This is a genomic window from Streptomyces rubrogriseus (genome assembly GCF_027947575.1).
Lineage (GTDB): Bacteria > Actinomycetota > Actinomycetes > Streptomycetales > Streptomycetaceae > Streptomyces > Streptomyces rubrogriseus.
In genome coordinates, this window is the sequence record NZ_CP116256.1 from 1,645,156 (window position 1) to 1,660,371 (window position 15,216).

General features: G+C 70.1%; 15 protein-coding genes. 9 read left to right on the top strand and 6 right to left on the bottom strand.

The window, feature by feature from the left end; all coding sequences use genetic code 11:
- Positions 1-5: 5 nt before the first annotated feature.
- Both Sru02f_RS07075 and Sru02f_RS07080 read right to left on the bottom strand, forming a co-directional pair.
- The gene (locus tag Sru02f_RS07075; protein ID WP_109031602.1) at positions 6-827 is read right to left on the bottom strand and encodes a serine hydrolase domain-containing protein; all 822 of its coding nucleotides are present in this window, start codon (positions 825-827) and stop codon (positions 6-8) included.
- A 19-nt stretch (positions 828-846) separates the two neighbouring features.
- Positions 847-1,314 (bottom strand): GNAT family N-acetyltransferase, encoded by a 468-nt coding sequence (locus Sru02f_RS07080; RefSeq protein WP_109031603.1) that lies wholly within the window; start codon positions 1,312-1,314, stop codon positions 847-849.
- Between the two features lie 110 nt (positions 1,315-1,424).
- Between Sru02f_RS07080 and Sru02f_RS07085 the strand changes: the two genes are divergently transcribed.
- Positions 1,425-1,934 (top strand): MerR family transcriptional regulator, encoded by a 510-nt coding sequence (locus Sru02f_RS07085; protein WP_174855058.1) that lies wholly within the window; start codon positions 1,425-1,427, stop codon positions 1,932-1,934.
- Entirely contained in the window at positions 1,931-2,947 is a 1,017-nt protein-coding gene (locus Sru02f_RS07090) for an aldo/keto reductase (protein ID WP_109031605.1), read from the top strand. Before Sru02f_RS07085 ends, Sru02f_RS07090 begins: the two co-directional genes overlap by 4 nt.
- Positions 2,948-2,957: 10 nt before the next feature.
- Here Sru02f_RS07090 and Sru02f_RS07095 read toward each other — a convergent pair whose 3' ends face one another.
- From Sru02f_RS07095 to Sru02f_RS07105, 3 genes are all read right to left on the bottom strand, one after another.
- Complete coding sequence (locus Sru02f_RS07095; RefSeq protein ID WP_109031606.1) at positions 2,958-3,836, bottom strand: DUF4429 domain-containing protein; 879 nt, start codon at positions 3,834-3,836, stop codon at positions 2,958-2,960.
- 66 nt (positions 3,837-3,902) lie between these two features.
- On the bottom strand, positions 3,903-5,123 hold the full coding sequence (locus Sru02f_RS07100; protein ID WP_109031607.1) for an alpha/beta hydrolase family protein: 1,221 nt from the start codon (positions 5,121-5,123) through the stop codon (positions 3,903-3,905).
- 54 nt (positions 5,124-5,177) lie between these two features.
- Positions 5,178-5,861, bottom strand: a complete 684-nt coding sequence (locus Sru02f_RS07105) for a TetR family transcriptional regulator (protein WP_109031608.1) — start codon at positions 5,859-5,861, stop codon at positions 5,178-5,180.
- 115 nt (positions 5,862-5,976) lie between these two features.
- On the opposite strand from Sru02f_RS07105, the gene Sru02f_RS07110 reads away from it, so the two are divergent.
- Positions 5,977-7,587 carry an MFS transporter gene (locus tag Sru02f_RS07110; RefSeq protein ID WP_109031609.1) on the top strand — a complete coding sequence of 537 codons (1,611 nt, stop codon included), beginning with the start codon at positions 5,977-5,979 and terminating at the stop codon, positions 7,585-7,587.
- Between the two features lie 238 nt (positions 7,588-7,825).
- Complete coding sequence (locus tag Sru02f_RS07115) at positions 7,826-8,134, top strand: small hydrophobic protein (protein ID WP_109031610.1); 309 nt, start codon at positions 7,826-7,828, stop codon at positions 8,132-8,134.
- 127 nt (positions 8,135-8,261) lie between these two features.
- Here Sru02f_RS07115 and aceE read toward each other — a convergent pair whose 3' ends face one another.
- Complete coding sequence (gene aceE / locus Sru02f_RS07120) at positions 8,262-11,018, bottom strand: pyruvate dehydrogenase (acetyl-transferring), homodimeric type (protein WP_109031611.1); 2,757 nt, start codon at positions 11,016-11,018, stop codon at positions 8,262-8,264.
- Between the two features lie 421 nt (positions 11,019-11,439).
- Here aceE and Sru02f_RS07125 point away from each other — a divergent pair, with 421 nt between their 5' ends.
- The 5 genes from Sru02f_RS07125 (at position 11,440) to Sru02f_RS07145 (ending at position 15,172) form a co-directional block, all read left to right on the top strand.
- Complete coding sequence (locus Sru02f_RS07125; protein WP_007449195.1) at positions 11,440-11,877, top strand: DUF3052 domain-containing protein; 438 nt, start codon at positions 11,440-11,442, stop codon at positions 11,875-11,877.
- 161 nt (positions 11,878-12,038) lie between these two features.
- Positions 12,039-12,497: a peroxiredoxin gene (locus tag Sru02f_RS07130; RefSeq protein ID WP_003976435.1), complete on the top strand. Its 459-nt coding sequence runs from the start codon at positions 12,039-12,041 to the stop codon at positions 12,495-12,497.
- 180 nt (positions 12,498-12,677) lie between these two features.
- On the top strand, positions 12,678-13,253 hold the full coding sequence (locus Sru02f_RS07135; protein ID WP_003976436.1) for a calcium homeostasis/redox stress adaptation protein: 576 nt from the start codon (positions 12,678-12,680) through the stop codon (positions 13,251-13,253).
- A gap of 151 nt (positions 13,254-13,404) precedes the next feature.
- Entirely contained in the window at positions 13,405-13,980 is a 576-nt protein-coding gene (locus Sru02f_RS07140; protein ID WP_003976437.1) for a TerD family protein, read from the top strand.
- A 49-nt stretch (positions 13,981-14,029) separates the two neighbouring features.
- Positions 14,030-15,172 carry a DUF475 domain-containing protein gene (locus tag Sru02f_RS07145; RefSeq protein ID WP_109031612.1) on the top strand — a complete coding sequence of 381 codons (1,143 nt, stop codon included), beginning with the start codon at positions 14,030-14,032 and terminating at the stop codon, positions 15,170-15,172.
- The last annotated feature ends 44 nt before the right edge of the window (positions 15,173-15,216 follow it).

The following is a 15,216-nucleotide window of genomic DNA, read 5'->3' on the forward strand; positions in this document are numbered from 1 at the left end:
CCGGGTCAGCCCCGTGCCTCCGCCAGTACCGCGTCCGTGAAGGGTGGCCACGCCTCGACCGCCCAGGGGCCGAAGGCGCGGTCGGTGAGGGCCACGCAGGCCAGGGCGGAGTCCGGGTCGATCCACAGGAACGTGCCGGACTGGCCGAAGTGGCCGAAGGTGCGCGGGGAGGAGGCGGAGCCCGTCCAGTGCGGGGACTTGCCGTCGCGGATCTCGAAGCCGAGGCCCCAGTCGTTGGGGTTCTGGTGGCCGTAGCCCGGCAGCACGCCCTTCGTGCCCGGGTACTGGACCGTCATCGCCTCGGCGACCGTGCGCGGGTCCAGCAGGCGCGGCGCCTGGACCTCGGCGGCGAAGCGGAGCAGGTCCCCGACCGTCGACACGCCGTCCTTCGCCGGGGAGCCCTCGAGGGAGGTGTGCGCCATGCCCAGCGGCTCCAGCACCGCCTGCCGCGCGTACTCGGCGAACGGCATGTCCGCCGCCTTCGCGATGTGGTCGCCGAGCTGCTCGAAACCGGCGTTGGAGTACAGCCGGCGGTCCCCGGGCGGGGCCGTCACCCGGTGCTCGTCGAAGGCCAGGCCCGAGGTGTGCGCGAGCAGGTGGCGGACCGTCGCCCCGGGCGGACCGGCGGGCTCGTCCAGCTCGATCGCGCCCTCCTCGTACGCCACCAGCGCCGCGTAGGCCGCCAGCGGCTTGGTGACCGAGGCGAGCGGGAAGCGGTGCGCGGCCGGGCCGTGGGTGCCGAGGACGGTGCCGTCGGCCCGTACGACGCCCGCCGCGGCGGTGGGGACCGGCCAGTTCTCGATCGACGCGAGGCTCTTCAAGGACATGGCACCGAGCCTAAGCGGCTCAGAGATACAGCCGCATCGAGGGGGTCGCGTCGCGGGTGAAGCCCATCGACGCGTAGAGGGGCTCGGCGTCGGGGGAGGCCGTCAGCATGACGTGCCCCGCGCCGCGCTCGCGGAACCACGCCAGCAACTCGTCCATGCACGCCCGCGCGTACCCGCGGCGCCGGGCGTCCGGGTCGGTGGCGACGCTGAAGACGTACCCGAGCAGCCCGCCCGGCCTGTTAGGACCGCCGATCCGGTACTCCAGCGTCCCCACCACCAGCGCCGCCAGCGCGTCCGGCCGGTCCGGGTGGTCGACCACGAACGCCGCGAAGCCCCCGCCCGGATCGGCCAGTCTCAACCGCAGGCCGGGCAGTGATCCCGCCTGCCAGTCGGTGGGAGCGTCGGGGCTCACGGAAGCGATCATCACCTGTCGGAGGCGGAGCACTTCCTCCGCGTCCTCGGCCACGGCACGGCGTACGAGACTCATGCCCGCACGCTAGTGACCCGCCGGCTCGTGTGTCCCGCGGATTTCCCGACGGCGGGTTCCGGCCGGAGGCGCTTGCCTGGAGTGCACTCCAAGGTCATAGCGTTACGGTCATGACGGTGATGCAGACCACGGCCGGGACCCTCGTGCCGAACGCCACCAGTGACGCCACCAGTGACGCCACCGGAACGGACGTCTGTTCCGCCCCGCCCCCGCGCCACCCGCGCCCCGACGGGCAGGACAGCTACACCATCAGCGAGGTCGTCGCGTTCACCGGCCTGACGGCCCACACGCTGCGCTGGTACGAGCGGATCGGCCTGATGTCCCACATCGACCGCTCGCACACCGGGCAGCGCCGCTACAGCAACCGCGACCTGGACTGGCTCGGCTTCGTCGGCAAGCTGCGGATGACCGGCATGCCGGTCGCCGACATGGTGCGGTACGCCGAGATGGTGCGTGAGGGCGAGAGCACCTACCTCGACCGGCGGGAGCTGCTGGAGTCCACCCGGCGCGACGTGCTGACGCGGATCGCCGAGCTGCAGGACACCGTCGCCGTACTCGACCGCAAGATCAGTTTCTACGGGGACGCCGGACGTGCCCGTGAAGGGGAGAGGGACCGATGACCGACAGCAGGATCCCGACGGCACGGCTCGGCGCGGGCGGCCCGGAGGTCGGCGCCCAGGGCCTGGGCTGCATGGGCATGAGCTTCGCCTACGGCCCCACGGACACCGAGGCCTCCCGCGCCACCCTGGAGCGGGCGCTGGAGCTGGGCGTGACGCTCTACGACACCGCGGACGCGTACGGCGCCGGCGAGAACGAGCGGTTCCTCGCGCCGTTCTTCAAGGCCCACCGCGACGAGGTCGTCGTCGCGACCAAGTTCGCCCTGTCCATCCCGCCGGACGACCCGACCAAGCGGATCATCCGCAACGACGCGCCGTACATCCGGGAGGCCGTCGAGGCGAGCCTGCGCCGTCTGGACCTCGACGTGATCGACCTCTACTACATGCACCGGCGGGACGTGAACGTGCCGATCGAGGAGACCGTCGCCGTCATGGCCGACCTGGTCCGCGAGGGCAAGGTCAAGCAGCTCGGGCTGAGCGAGGTGACGGGGGACGAGCTGCGGGCCGCGCAGACGGTGCACCCCATCGCCGCGGTGCAGTCGGAGTGGTCGCTGTTCAGCCGGGACATCGAGGCGGGCGTGGTACCGGCCGCCCGCGAACTGGGCGTGACCCTCGTCCCGTACTCCCCGCTCGGCCGGGGCTTCCTCACCGGTTCCTTCGCCAACGCCGAACAGGACCTCACCGACGGTGACTTCCGCCGTCAGCAGCCCCGGTTCACCGGCGACAACGCGGCGGTTAACGCGGCCCTTCTCACCCCGGTCCGGGCGGTCGCCGAGGCCCACGACGCCACCCTCGGCCAGATCGCCCTGGCCTGGGTCCAGCAGCGGGCCCAGGTCCACGGCCTGCCGGTGATCCCGATCCCGGGCACCCGCAAGCCGGCCCGGGTGGAGGAGAACACGGCGGCGACCCGGCTCGTCCTGACGGAGGCCGAGCTGTCCCTGCTGGAGCCGATCGCGGAGAAGGTCGCGGGGGACCGCTACGCGGACATGACGTTCGCTTCCGCCGGACGGGAGTAGAAACAGACGCTCAAAGCTCCGCCAGCAACTCCGCCTTCTTCGAGGAGAACTCCTCGTCCGTCACCAGCCCCTGCTGATGCAGCTCCCCAAGGTGCCGGATCCGCTCGGCGATGTCGGCCGGGTCCCGCCGGGGCGCCGGCACGGTAATCGGCACCGGGGCGCTCGCGCCCCGTTCCCGCACCGCCGCCAGCACCGCCGCCGCGAACGGCAGCGACTCGTGCACCGGCCCGTACCCCAGCCCGAACACGACCGCCGCCGGGTCCTGGTCGGCCTGGGGGACGGCCTGCGCGGCCCCCGCGGCCGCCGACGCGTCGGCGTCGCGCGGCAGCAGCCGCAGGTACCCCTCGAACATCTCGGGGGAGCGCCACTCCACCCCGCCCAGGTCGGCGATCGGGAAGCTCTGGTCGCCGGCCTTCCACTTCGCCGACGACGCGCCCGTCCAGGACCACCGGAAGGAGACGGCCTTCCCGTCGAAGGACGCCTTCCCGTCGTAGGCCTTGAAGTGCAGCGGCGCCTCGGGCGGGGCCACCAGGTAGCGCTCGGTCCTGCCGGACTCGGTCAGCAGCGCCCGCAGCTCGTCGGCGTAGTACTCCGCGAGTGTCTCCCGTTCGGCGGGCAGCACCAGCCGGTAGGGGTCGCCGCCCTCCTTCAGCTGTCCGGCCGCCGCCTCGATCAGGGGATCGGCGCCCGCGCGCGGTTCGACGCGCAGTACGACGGTGCCGCGCCTGCCGGGCGTGAGCGTCACGCCCTCGATCGCCTCCAGGGGCACCCGGCGTTCTCCCAGGGCCTGGAACAGCTTGGGTGTTCGAATCCCCCGTTCGTAGCGGATGAGCACGGAGTCGGACTCGAACTCCCAGGCGGCATGAAATCCGGCCAGTACGTCACCCATGCGGCTCATCGTATGCGGCACGAGCCTTCCCGTCCCCTCCCCGTGCAAACCGGAGTTTCTGCGCCTCTACGCGCGTCCGGCCGCCGTAGCCACGGACAAACCCGCCCGGCATGTGTCGTCCTCGCCGGCGCAGGCGACCGTGCGGTATGCGCCAACCCCGATCCCCGCGAAGTTCCGCAGGCTGTCCGTGCCCGGCACGAAGTAGCCGCTGTGGCCCTGGGCGTCCCGCGCGGACAGCACCCGCGCCCCGAAACCGGCGGACACCGGATCGGCGCCGTGCCCGAGGCCGCCGACCTCCAGGTACGGCACGTCCTGGATCCAGTCGTCGGCGTCCCGCATCGCCCATACGCGGGCGGAGGTGTCCAGGCGGGAGGCGTTCTCGGCGCGCATGCCGGGACTGCCGGCCACCGCTATGTCGGTCACCCGCGAGGGGAGCGTGCCGGCGGCGAGGCCGCACACCACCGAGCCGTAGCTGTGGCAGAAGAGGGAGACCGGGGCCTTGCCGGGCAGCGCCCGCAGCAGCGCGTTCAGCCGTACGGCCCCGTGCGCGGCGCGGTTCGCGGTGGCCGCCTCCATGCCGAGGCCGCTGGGCGAGGTGTAGTCGGCCCAGGCGATCACGGCCGTGCCGGTGCCGGGGCTCGCCGCACGCTCGGCCGCGTACAGCGACTTCGCCATGCCGACGGGCGCCGCGTACCGCTTGCGGTCGGTGCGCTGGAAGGTGAGCAGTTCGGTGTCCACGCCGGGCACGACGACGGACACGCGCTCGGCGCGGTCCAGGTTCCCGAAGACCTCGGCGACCCGGCCCGAGCCCGCCGGGTCGAAGGCGAGGATGTGCCGGCCGGGGTCGAGCAGCGCCTCGTAGTTGTGCATCCGTCTGCCGGCCTCGCGCTGCCCGGCCGGGGACAGCCGCTTGTCGTGCGTGCGCTCCCGCTCCACCGACCGCGCCTTCTCCAGCGCGGAGCGGTTGGCGAGGTAGCGCAGTTGGACGGGTGCGCCGTTCATGTTGCCGACGGCCAGGGGATACCGGTGGGCCAGGCTGGTGCGCTGCCATGCGGTGAGCGAGGCGAAGAAGCGGGCCAGCCGGGCGGGCGCGGCCTGGGCGTCGGGCAGCCGCCGTCCGTCGATCCGGCCGTGCTCCCAGGCCGCGACGGACGCTTCGAGTGCGGTGGGGCCCCGCTGGTCGCGCAGGGCGGTCCAGCCGGTGGTCGCCAGCATCACGAACACCACGGCCAGGGCGAGCAGTACGCGCCAGACGTTCAGCTGCGGGGAGGTGTCGAAGGAAGTCACTGGGAGGACACACTAGGAGAACGGGCCGGTCTCGCGTGAATCCAGTGACACGGATCACGTTTCGGCGCGGCGCCAGTTCCCGGTGAGCGCGGGCGCCACCTGGTCGAGGTAATCGGCCGTCAGGTCCCGCAGGGCCGCCGGGCTCGCGTCGTCGCGCGCCGACCAGATCCGCTCGGTGACCCGCATCACCGCTCCGAAGACGGCCACGACCACCCGGGGCCGCGGGTCGCCGTCCACGTCGAGGCCCTCGCGGACGGCGACGACCCGGGCGATCTCCTCCTCCAGCTCCGTCGCGCGTCGCAGGTGCGCGGCGAGCAGCGCGGGTGTCGACTCGATCACCCGGTAGAAGCGCATGTGCAGCTCGAGCGGGACCAGCTGCTCGACCGCCTCGCCGATGGTGCTCCAGCTCTCCGCGAGCGCCCGGCGCAGCGCGTCCAGGGGCGCCTCCTCGGGCGGGCGGGCGAGCACGGCCTGGACGAAGTGCGACTCCGCGAGCCGGGCCACGAAGAACGCCGCGTCCTCCTTGGAGGCGAAGTACCGGAAGAAGGTGCGCTGCGAGACGTCGGCGGCCTCGGCGATGTCGTCGACGGTCGTCTCCTCGTAACCGCGCTCGGTGAACAGTTCGAGGGCGGAGCGCAGCAGCAGGTCCCGGGTGCGCTGTTTCTTGAGTTCGCGCAGGCCGGGACGGGAGGCCGCCGGTGCGGTCTCCGAGGGCGCCGACGTGCCGGCCACCTTCAAAAGTCGTCTCCTTCGTACGGTTTCCCCAGTTCAGGCTATATGGGGGATGTCCTGTCAGTTACTGACTCGTGAATTGGTTTGTCAACTGTCAGAGGCTGTCATTAGCCTCGGCGGTATGACTAGTCAGACCACCATCGACAAGCCGGGACCGGGTGACGGCACCCCGGCGGGTTCTGCGCCCGCCAAGGGATGGCGCGGCCATCCGTGGGTCACCCTCGTCACCGTCGCGGTCGGGGTCATGATGGTGGCCCTGGACGGCACCATCGTGGCGATCGCCAACCCGGCCATCCAGGACGACCTGGATGCCAGCCTCGCGGACGTCCAGTGGATCACCAACGCCTACTTCCTCGCGCTCGCGGTCGCCCTGATCACCGCGGGCAAGCTCGGTGACCGCTTCGGCCACCGGCAGACCTTCCTCATCGGCGTGGCGGGCTTCGCGGCCTCCTCCGGCGCCATCGGACTGTCCGGCAGCATCGCCGCGGTCATCGTCTTCCGCGTCTTCCAGGGCCTGTTCGGCGCGCTGCTGATGCCGGCCGCGCTCGGTCTGCTGCGGGCCACCTTCCCGGCCGAGAAGCTCAACATGGCCATCGGCATCTGGGGCATGGTCATCGGCGCCTCCACCGCGGGCGGCCCGATCCTCGGCGGCGTGCTGGTCGAGCACGTCAACTGGCAGTCCGTGTTCTTCATCAACGTGCCGGTGGGCGTCGTCGCCGTCGTGCTCGGCGTGATGATCCTGCTGGACCACCGGGCCGAGAACGCGCCGCGCTCCTTCGACGTCGTCGGCATCGTGCTGCTGTCGGCCTCGATGTTCGCCCTCGTCTGGGCGCTGATCAAGGCCCCCGAGTGGGGCTGGGGCTCCGGCCAGACCTGGGTGTACATAGCCGGCTCGGTGGTGGGCTTCGTCCTGTTCTCCGTGTGGGAGACCAAGGTGAAGGAGCCGCTGATCCCGCTGGCGATGTTCCGCTCGGTGCCGCTGTCGGCCGGTGTGGTCCTGATGGTCCTGATGGCCATCGCCTTCATGGGCGGCCTGTTCTTCGTCACCTTCTACCTGCAGAACGTCCACGGCATGAGCCCCGTCGACGCCGGTCTGCACCTGCTGCCGCTCACCGGCATGATGATCGTCGCCTCGCCGCTGGCCGGCGCGATGATCACCAAGGTCGGCCCTCGTATCCCGCTGGCCGGCGGCATGGTGTGCACCGCCGTCGCCATGTTCGGCATCTCCACGCTGGAGACGGACACCGGCAGCGGTCTGATGTCGCTCTGGTTCGCCCTCCTCGGCCTCGGCCTCGCGCCCGTCATGGTCGGCGCCACCGAGGTCATCGTCGGCAACGCGCCGATGGAGCTGTCCGGCGTGGCCGGCGGCCTCCAGCAGGCGGCGATGCAGATCGGCGGCAGCCTCGGCACGGCCGTGCTGGGCGCCGTGATGGCCTCCAAGGTCGACAGCGACCTGGCCGGCAACTGGAAGGACGCGGGGCTGCCCGAGCTGACGCCGGAACAGGCGGACCAGGCTTCCGAGGCGGTCCGGGTCGGTGTCCCGCCGGTCGCGCCGGGCACCCCCGCCGAGGTCGCCGGGAAGATCGCGGACGTCGCCCACGACACCTTCATCTCCGGCATGAGCCTGGCCTCGCTGGTCGCCGCCGGGGTCGCGGTCGTGGCGGTGTTCGTCGCCTTCCTGACCAAGCGCGGCGAGAACGCGGAGGCGGGCGCGGGCGTGGGCCACATCTGATCCGGCCCGCGGAGTTGGCCGGCCCCGTCCCCGTTTCGTCCATCAGGGTGACAGGGGCCGCGAACCCTCCCCGCGACCAGACCGCGCAGGTCACAGTGGGTCACGTCCTCCGCAGGGCACGGAGGGCGTGCGGCTGCGGCGCGCTGCCGGAGGGGGGCGGCGCGCAGGCAGCACGTTCGAAGCAGGCATGACACGCCATACGCGGGTACCCGAACTTCACGGAGAGTTCAGGGAGTTGATGATGGCGAGCTTCGGACAGGGATCGCGCAGGCACCCCCGCTCACGTGGCCGGACGTGGTCACGGACCGGGCCGGATCGCGCGACACTCGCGATCGTCGGAGTCGTCTGCGCGGTCGCCGGGTTCTTCGCGCTGGGGATCGTCCTCGGCCCCGTGGCGATCGTCTGCGGCTGGCTCGCGATGGGCCGCACCTGGGCGGGTTCCCGCTCGGTGCCGGCCGTGGTCGCCGTGGTCCTCGGAGCCATCGACACGCTCCTGGCACTCATCGGGCTCATCGGAGCGACGACTCCGGGCCACGGCATGTTCTAGCCGTACCCGCGGCATCACCTGTCGCCCGGATGTTCCCACCCCCGCCCGCTACGGACGGGGGTGAGCCCTGTGCCACCCCGGCCAGGTACCCCGTACGGGGCACGAGGGCGGGGTACGGAGGTACGTCCTAGGCGTCCCCGCCGGCCACCCCCGGGTCGGCCGCGGTCACGTCGAGCAGCCGGTACCGGTCGATCGCCTGCTTCAGCACCGACCGGTCGACCTTCCCCTCCCGGGCCAGCTCGCTCAGCACGCCCACCACGATCGACTCCGCGTCGATGTGGAAGAACCGCCGCGCCGCCCCCCGGGTGTCCGCGAAGCCGAACCCGTCCGCGCCCAGCGACTGGTACGTCCCCGGCACCCACCGCGCGATCTGGTCCGGCACCGACCGCATCCAGTCGGACACCGCCACGAACGGCCCCTGAGCCCCCGCCAGCTTCCGCGTGACCCAGGGCACCCGCTGCTCCTCCTCCGGATGCAGCAGGTTGTGCTCCTCGCAGGCCACGGCCTCGCGCCGCAGCTCGTTCCAGGAGGTCGCCGACCAGACGTCGGCGCGCACGTTCCACTCCTCGGCGAGGATCCGCTGCGCCTCCACGGCCCACGGCACCGCGACCCCGGACGCCATGATCTGCGCCGGGATCGAGCCGCCGGTGCCCTCGCTGAAGCGGTAGACGCCCTTGAGGATGCCCTCGACGTCCACGTTCTCGGGCTCGGCCGGGTGCCGGATGGGCTCGTTGTAGACGGTGAGGTAGTAGAAGACGTCCTCGCCGTGCGGGTGCTGTTCGTCGCCGCCGTACATCCGGCGCAGCCCGTCCTTGACGATGTGCGCGATCTCGAACCCGAAGGCGGGGTCGTACGCCACGCACGCCGGGTTGGTCGAGGCCAGCAACTGCGAGTGTCCGTCCGCGTGCTGGAGGCCCTCACCGGTCAGCGTCGTACGGCCGGCGGTCGCGCCCAGGACGAAACCGCGCGCCAGCTGGTCACCCATCTGCCAGAACTGGTCACCGGTGCGCTGGAACCCGAACATCGAGTAGAAGACGTACACCGGGATGAGCGGTTCGCCGTGCGTGGCGTACGCCGAGCCCGCCGCGATCAGCGAGGCCGTGCAGCCGGCCTCAGAGATGCCGTCGTGCAGCATCTGCCCGTTCGGCGCCTCCTTGTAGGCGAGCAGCAGATCGCGGTCCACGGACTCGTACTGCTGCCCGAGCGGGTTGTAGATCTTCGCGCTCGGGAAGAACGAGTCCATGCCGAACGTGCGGTACTCGTCCGGCGCGATCAGCACGAACCGCTTGCCCAGTTCCTTGTCCCGCATGAGGTCCTTCAGCAGGCGCACGAAGGCCATCGTCGTCGCGATGGACTGCTGCCCCGACCCCTTCTTCACGGTCGCGTACGTCTTGTCGTCCGGCAGCGGCAGCGGCTTCGACCGCACGACCCGGGTCGGCACGTAACCGCCGCAGCCCAGGCGCCGGTCGTGCATGTACTGCATCTCCTCCGTGTCCCGGCCCGGGTGGTAGTACGGCGGCGGGCCGGACTCCAGCTCCTTGTCGGAGATCGGCAGGTGCAGCCGGTCGCGGAAGCGCTTCAGGTCGTCGACCGTCAGCTTCTTCATCTGGTGCGTGGCGTTGCGGCCCTCGAAGTTCGGGCCCAGCGTCCAGCCCTTGATCGTCTTGGCCAGGATGACCGTCGGCTGGCCCTTGTGCTCCAGCGCCGCCTTGTACGCCGCGTAGATCTTGCGGTGGTCGTGACCGCCGCGGCCCAGGTGCAGGATCTGGTCGTCGGTCATGTTCTCGACCATCGCGCGCAGCCGGTGGTCGTCGCCGAAGAAGTGGTCGCGGATGTAGGCGCCGGACTCGGTGGCGTACGTCTGGAACTGGCCGTCCGGCGTCGTGTTCATGCGGTTGACCAGCACGCCGTCGCGGTCCTGGGCCAGCAGCGGGTCCCAGGTGCGGTCCCAGACCAGCTTGATCACGTTCCAGCCGGCGCCCCGGAAGACCGACTCCAGCTCCTGGATGATCTTGCCGTTGCCGCGTACCGGGCCGTCCAGGCGCTGGAGGTTGCAGTTGACCACGAAGGTCAGGTTGTCCAGGCCCTCCCGGGCGGCGATGGACAGCTGGCCCAGCGACTCCGGCTCGTCCATCTCGCCGTCGCCGAGGAAGGCCCACACGTGCGACTTCGAGGTGTCCGCGATCCCGCGCGCGTGCATGTAGCGGTTCATCCGCGCCTGGAAGATCGCGCCGATCGGACCGAGGCCCATGGAGACCGTCGGGAACTCCCAGAAGTCCGGCATCGACCGCGGATGCGGGTACGACGACAGCATGTACGGCGCCTTGGACTTCTCCTGGCGGAAGCCGTCCAGGTGCTGCTCGCTCAGCCGGTCCAGCAGGTACGCGCGCGCGTAGATGCCGGGGGAGGCGTGCCCCTGGAAGAAGACCTGGTCTCCGCCGTCGCCCTCGTCCTTGCCCCGGAAGAAGTGGTTGAAGCCCACGTCGTACAGGGAGGCGGAGGAGGCGAAGGTCGCGATGTGGCCGCCGACGCCGATCCCGGGCCGCTGCGCGCGCGAGACCATCACCGCCGCGTTCCAGCGGGTGGCGTTGAGGATCTTGCGCTCGATCTCCTCGTTGCCGGGGAAGAACGGCTCGCTCTTGGTCGGGATGGTGTTGACGTAGTCCGTGCTGCGCATCTCGGGCACGGCCACGCGCTTCTCGCGGGCCCGCTCGATCAGCCGCAGCATCAGATAGCGGGCCCGTTCCCGGCCGCGCTCGTCGACGGCGGCGTCGAGCGAGTCGAGCCACTCCTGGGTTTCCTCGGGGTCGAAGTCAGGAACCTGACTGGGAAGGCCGCCAATGATGATCGGACTGCGATCACTGCGATCGGATGCGGAAGCCACGCTGTTCCTTCGCTGTCAGAGGGCCGTTTTTCCGGGTTTCACTCCGGGTTCTTCCCCGGTTCTTCCCGGGTTTCTGCGCCGATTCCCCCGCCGGTTCCCCATCGTGTACCTCGCGGGGGCAATCGTCATCTGTACCGTGGGGTAACCGGTTCTCCCGTGAGGATCGGGGGCACGTTCATTCGAGTCTCGTACCCACACATGGTTCCCAAATACGCAAACGGGGCAGATAGGTGTGGTGTACGTCACCTTCGGGCTGGACGGCATGGTTGGAGTTGCGGCGACACAGCCGGGATCGTCACCGTTTCGGCGGTCCCAGACGCCGGGTACTTGCGCGATCCGTCCCGCCCGTGTGGACTACGGCCAAGCCTCGCGCACGCGCGTGGCTGAAGACATCTACCGAAACATGATCAGGAGGCAACCCGTGAGCGCGACCGCGGACCACGCGGAGGAGCGGACGAACCCTGCCGCCAGGCTGGGTTTCCAGCCCGGGCAGGTGGTCCAGGAGATCGGCTACGACGACGACGTCGACCAGGAGCTCCGCGAGGCCATTGAGGGCGCCGTCGAGGGCGAGCTGGTGGACGAGGACTACGAGGACGTGGCCGATGCCGTCGTGCTGTGGTTCCGTGACGACGACGGCGACCTGACGGATGCGCTGGTGGATGCCACCACGTACATCGAAGAGGGCGGGTCGATCCTCCTTCTCACGCCGAAGACCGGCCGTGACGGGTACGTCGAGGCCAGTGACATCTCGGAGGCCTCGACGACCGCCGGACTGACGGCGTCCAAGAGCGTCAGCGTCGGCAAGGACTGGAGCGGCAGCCGGCTGGCGACGCCCAAGGCCGCCAAGTCCAAGCGGTAGCCCGACCGGGCTCCGTGACGTTCCGGACTCCGGGCGGGTCGACGGCCGACGGCTGTCGGCCCGTCCGCGGGTCCGCGACCGTCCCTGCGTAGGGTGTTTCCAGCGAATCACCCACGGAGATCTTCCCGCGGAGATCTTCCTACGGAAGGGACGAACGGGACATGGCGATCCAGGTCGGCGACAAGGCCCCCGACTTCGAACTCAAGGACAACCACGGTGCGACCGTCCGGCTGTCCGAGTTCCGCGGCCGGAAGAACGTCGTGCTGCTCTTCTACCCCTTCGCCTTCACCGGTGTGTGCACCGGCGAACTGTGCGAGGTGCGCGACAACCTGCCGCAGTTCTCCGACCGCGACACCGAGGTGCTCGCCGTCTCCAACGACTCCATCCACACCCTGCGCGTCTTCGCCGAGCAGGAGGGCCTGGAGTACCCGCTGCTGTCCGACTTCTGGCCGCACGGCAACGTCTCGCGCGCCTACGGCGTCTTCGACGAGGACAAGGGTTGCGCCGTCCGCGGCACCTTCGTGATCGACCAGGAGGGTGTCGTCCGCTGGACCGTGGTCAACGCTCTGCCGGACGCCCGTGACCTGGCCGAGTACGTGAAGGCGCTCGACGCCCTGTGACCGGCGCCCCGCCGGCCGGCACCGCGTGGCGACCCCGCGTGGCGACGCCGGGTGCCGACACCACGTGATTGGTCGGCTCCGGGGACTGCGGGGCGCGGGAACCCGTCACTAGGATCAACTCGTTGATCCGATATCCACGCACTACGGGGCACCCCGCCCCTGGACACCAATGGAGGACTCGTGGGAGTCAGCCTCAGCAAGGGCGGCAACGTTTCGCTGACCAAGGAGGCCCCCGGCCTGACCGCGGTCATCGTCGGTCTGGGGTGGGACATCCGCACCACGACCGGCACCGACTTCGACCTCGACGCCAGCGCTCTGCTGCTGAACAGCGGCGGCAAGGTCGCCAGCGACGCGCACTTCATCTTCTTCAACAACCTGAAGAGCCCGGACGGATCGGTCGAGCACACCGGCGACAACATCACCGGTGAGGGCGAGGGCGACGACGAGCAGATCAAGATCAACCTCGCCACGGTCCCCGCCGACATCGAGAAGATCGTCTTCCCGGTCTCGATCTACGACGCCGAGAACCGCCAGCAGTCCTTCGGCCAGGTGCGCAACGCGTTCATCCGCGTCGTCAACCAGGCCGGCGAGGCCGAGATCGCCCGCTACGACCTGAGCGAGGACGCCTCCACCGAGACCGCCATGGTCTTCGGCGAGCTGTACCGCCACGGCGCGGAGTGGAAGTTCCGGGCCATCGGCCAGGGCTACGCCTCCGGCCTGCGCGGCATCGCCCAGGACTTCGGCGTGAACGTCTGAGCGACCGATCGACCGATCGGCCGGACGGCCGGGGCGACGCCCCCGGCCGTCCGGTGAGGCCACGGTCTCGACACGTCCGGCGCCGCACGGTTTACGTGCGGCGCCGGACGCGCAGGAAACAGGAACCATCACCCGGGGAGGGACCATCACCATGGGCGTCACGCTTGCCAAGGGCGGCAACGTCTCCCTGTCCAAGGCCGCACCGAACCTCACGCAGGTACTGGTCGGGCTCGGCTGGGACGCGCGTTCCACCACCGGAGCACCCTTCGACCTCGACGCCAGCGCACTCGTGTGCAGCAGCGGCCGGGTGCTCGGCGACGAGTGGTTCGTCTTCTACAACCAGCTCAAGAGCCCGGACGGCTCGATCGAGCACACCGGCGACAACCTCACCGGCGAGGGCGACGGTGACGACGAGTCGCTGCTGGTCGACCTCTCCAAGGTGCCGGCCCACTGCGACAAGATCGTCTTCCCGGTCTCGATCCATATGGCCGACGAGCGCGGCCAGACCTTCGGCCAGGTCAGCAACGCCTTCATCCGGGTCGTCAACCAGGCCGACGGCCAGGAACTGGCCCGCTACGACCTCAGTGAGGACGCCTCCACGGAGACCGCGATGATCTTCGGCGAGCTCTACCGCTACCAGGGCGAGTGGAAGTTCCGTGCAGTGGGGCAGGGGTACGCGTCTGGGCTTCGCGGCATCGCTCTAGACTTCGGAGTCAACGTTTCGTAAAGCCGAGTACGGCGCGGGGGAGCCCCGTACACACACGATTGGGTAGCCAGTGCTTCTGAAAACCTTCGGCTGGTCGTTCGCGGTCACCGCGCTCGGCCTGGTCGCGGCGGTCTTCTACGGGGGGTGGACCGCCTTCGGCATCGTCGCGATCCTCTCGATCATGGAGATCTCGCTGTCCTTCGACAACGCGGTGGTCAACGCCGGGATCCTGAAGAAGATGAATGCCTTCTGGCAGAAGATCTTCCTCACCATCGGCATCCTCATCGCCGTGTTCGGCATGCGCCTGGTCTTCCCGGTCGTGATCGTGGCGATCAGCGCCCAGCTCGGACCGATCGAGGCCGTCGACCTCGCGCTCACCGACAAGGACCGCTATCAGGAGCTGGTGACGGACGCCCATCCGTCGATCGCCGCCTTCGGTGGCATGTTCCTTCTGATGATCTTCCTCGACTTCATCTTCGAGGACCGGGACATCAAGTGGCTGGCCTGGCTGGAGCGTCCGCTGGCCAAGCTCGGCAAGGTCGACATGCTGTCGGTCTGCATCGCCCTGATCGTGCTGCTCGTCTCCGCGATCACCTTCGGCGCCCACGCCCACCAGCACGGCGGCGCCCATGCCGACAAGGCGGAGACGGTCCTGCTCGCGGGCATCGCGGGCCTGATCACCTACATGATCGTGGGCGGTCTCTCCGGCTACTTCGAGGACAAACTCGAAGAGGAGGAGGAACGGGAGCACGAGGAGGAAGAGGAAGCCGCGCGCACCGGCAAGCCCAAGTCGGCCGTCAGGCTGGCGGGCAAGGCCGCGTTCTTCATGTTCCTCTACCTGGAGGTCCTGGACGCGTCCTTCTCCTTCGACGGCGTCATCGGCGCCTTCGCCATCACCAACGACATCGTCCTGATGGCCCTCGGCCTCGGCATCGGCGCCATGTACGTCCGTTCGCTCACGGTCTACCTGGTCCGCCAGGGCACCCTCGACGACTACGTGTACCTGGAGCACGGCGCCCACTACGCCATCGGCGCCCTCGCCGTGATCCTGCTGGTCACCATCCAGTACGAGATCCACGAGATCATCACCGGCCTCGTCGGCGTCGCCCTGATCGGCTGGTCCTTCTTCTCCTCGGTCCGCCGCAACCGCGCACTGGCGGCGGCCGGGGGAGACGGCGACCAGGAGAAGGCGGAGGTCTCCTCCGGGGTGTGAAACCCTTGATCCCCGGGCCGGGGCGCGCCCCCGGTGCGCCCGCA

Bases quoted from the DNA above. Each gene is read 5' to 3' on its own strand.
- Sru02f_RS07075 (WP_109031602.1), bottom strand. From the start codon at position 827: ATGTCCTTGAAGAGCCTCGCGTCGATCGAGAACTGGCCGGTCCCCACC.
- Sru02f_RS07080 (WP_109031603.1), bottom strand. From the start codon at position 1,314: ATGAGTCTCGTACGCCGTGCCGTGGCCGAGGACGCGGAGGAAGTGCTC.
- Sru02f_RS07085 (WP_174855058.1), top strand. From the start codon at position 1,425: ATGACGGTGATGCAGACCACGGCCGGGACCCTCGTGCCGAACGCCACC.
- Sru02f_RS07090 (WP_109031605.1), top strand. From the start codon at position 1,931: ATGACCGACAGCAGGATCCCGACGGCACGGCTCGGCGCGGGCGGCCCG.
- Sru02f_RS07095 (WP_109031606.1), bottom strand. From the start codon at position 3,836: ATGGGTGACGTACTGGCCGGATTTCATGCCGCCTGGGAGTTCGAGTCC.
- Sru02f_RS07110 (WP_109031609.1), top strand. From the start codon at position 5,977: ATGACTAGTCAGACCACCATCGACAAGCCGGGACCGGGTGACGGCACC.
- Sru02f_RS07115 (WP_109031610.1), top strand. From the start codon at position 7,826: ATGATGGCGAGCTTCGGACAGGGATCGCGCAGGCACCCCCGCTCACGT.
- Sru02f_RS07130 (WP_003976435.1), top strand. From the start codon at position 12,039: ATGGCGATCCAGGTCGGCGACAAGGCCCCCGACTTCGAACTCAAGGAC.
- Sru02f_RS07140 (WP_003976437.1), top strand. From the start codon at position 13,405: ATGGGCGTCACGCTTGCCAAGGGCGGCAACGTCTCCCTGTCCAAGGCC.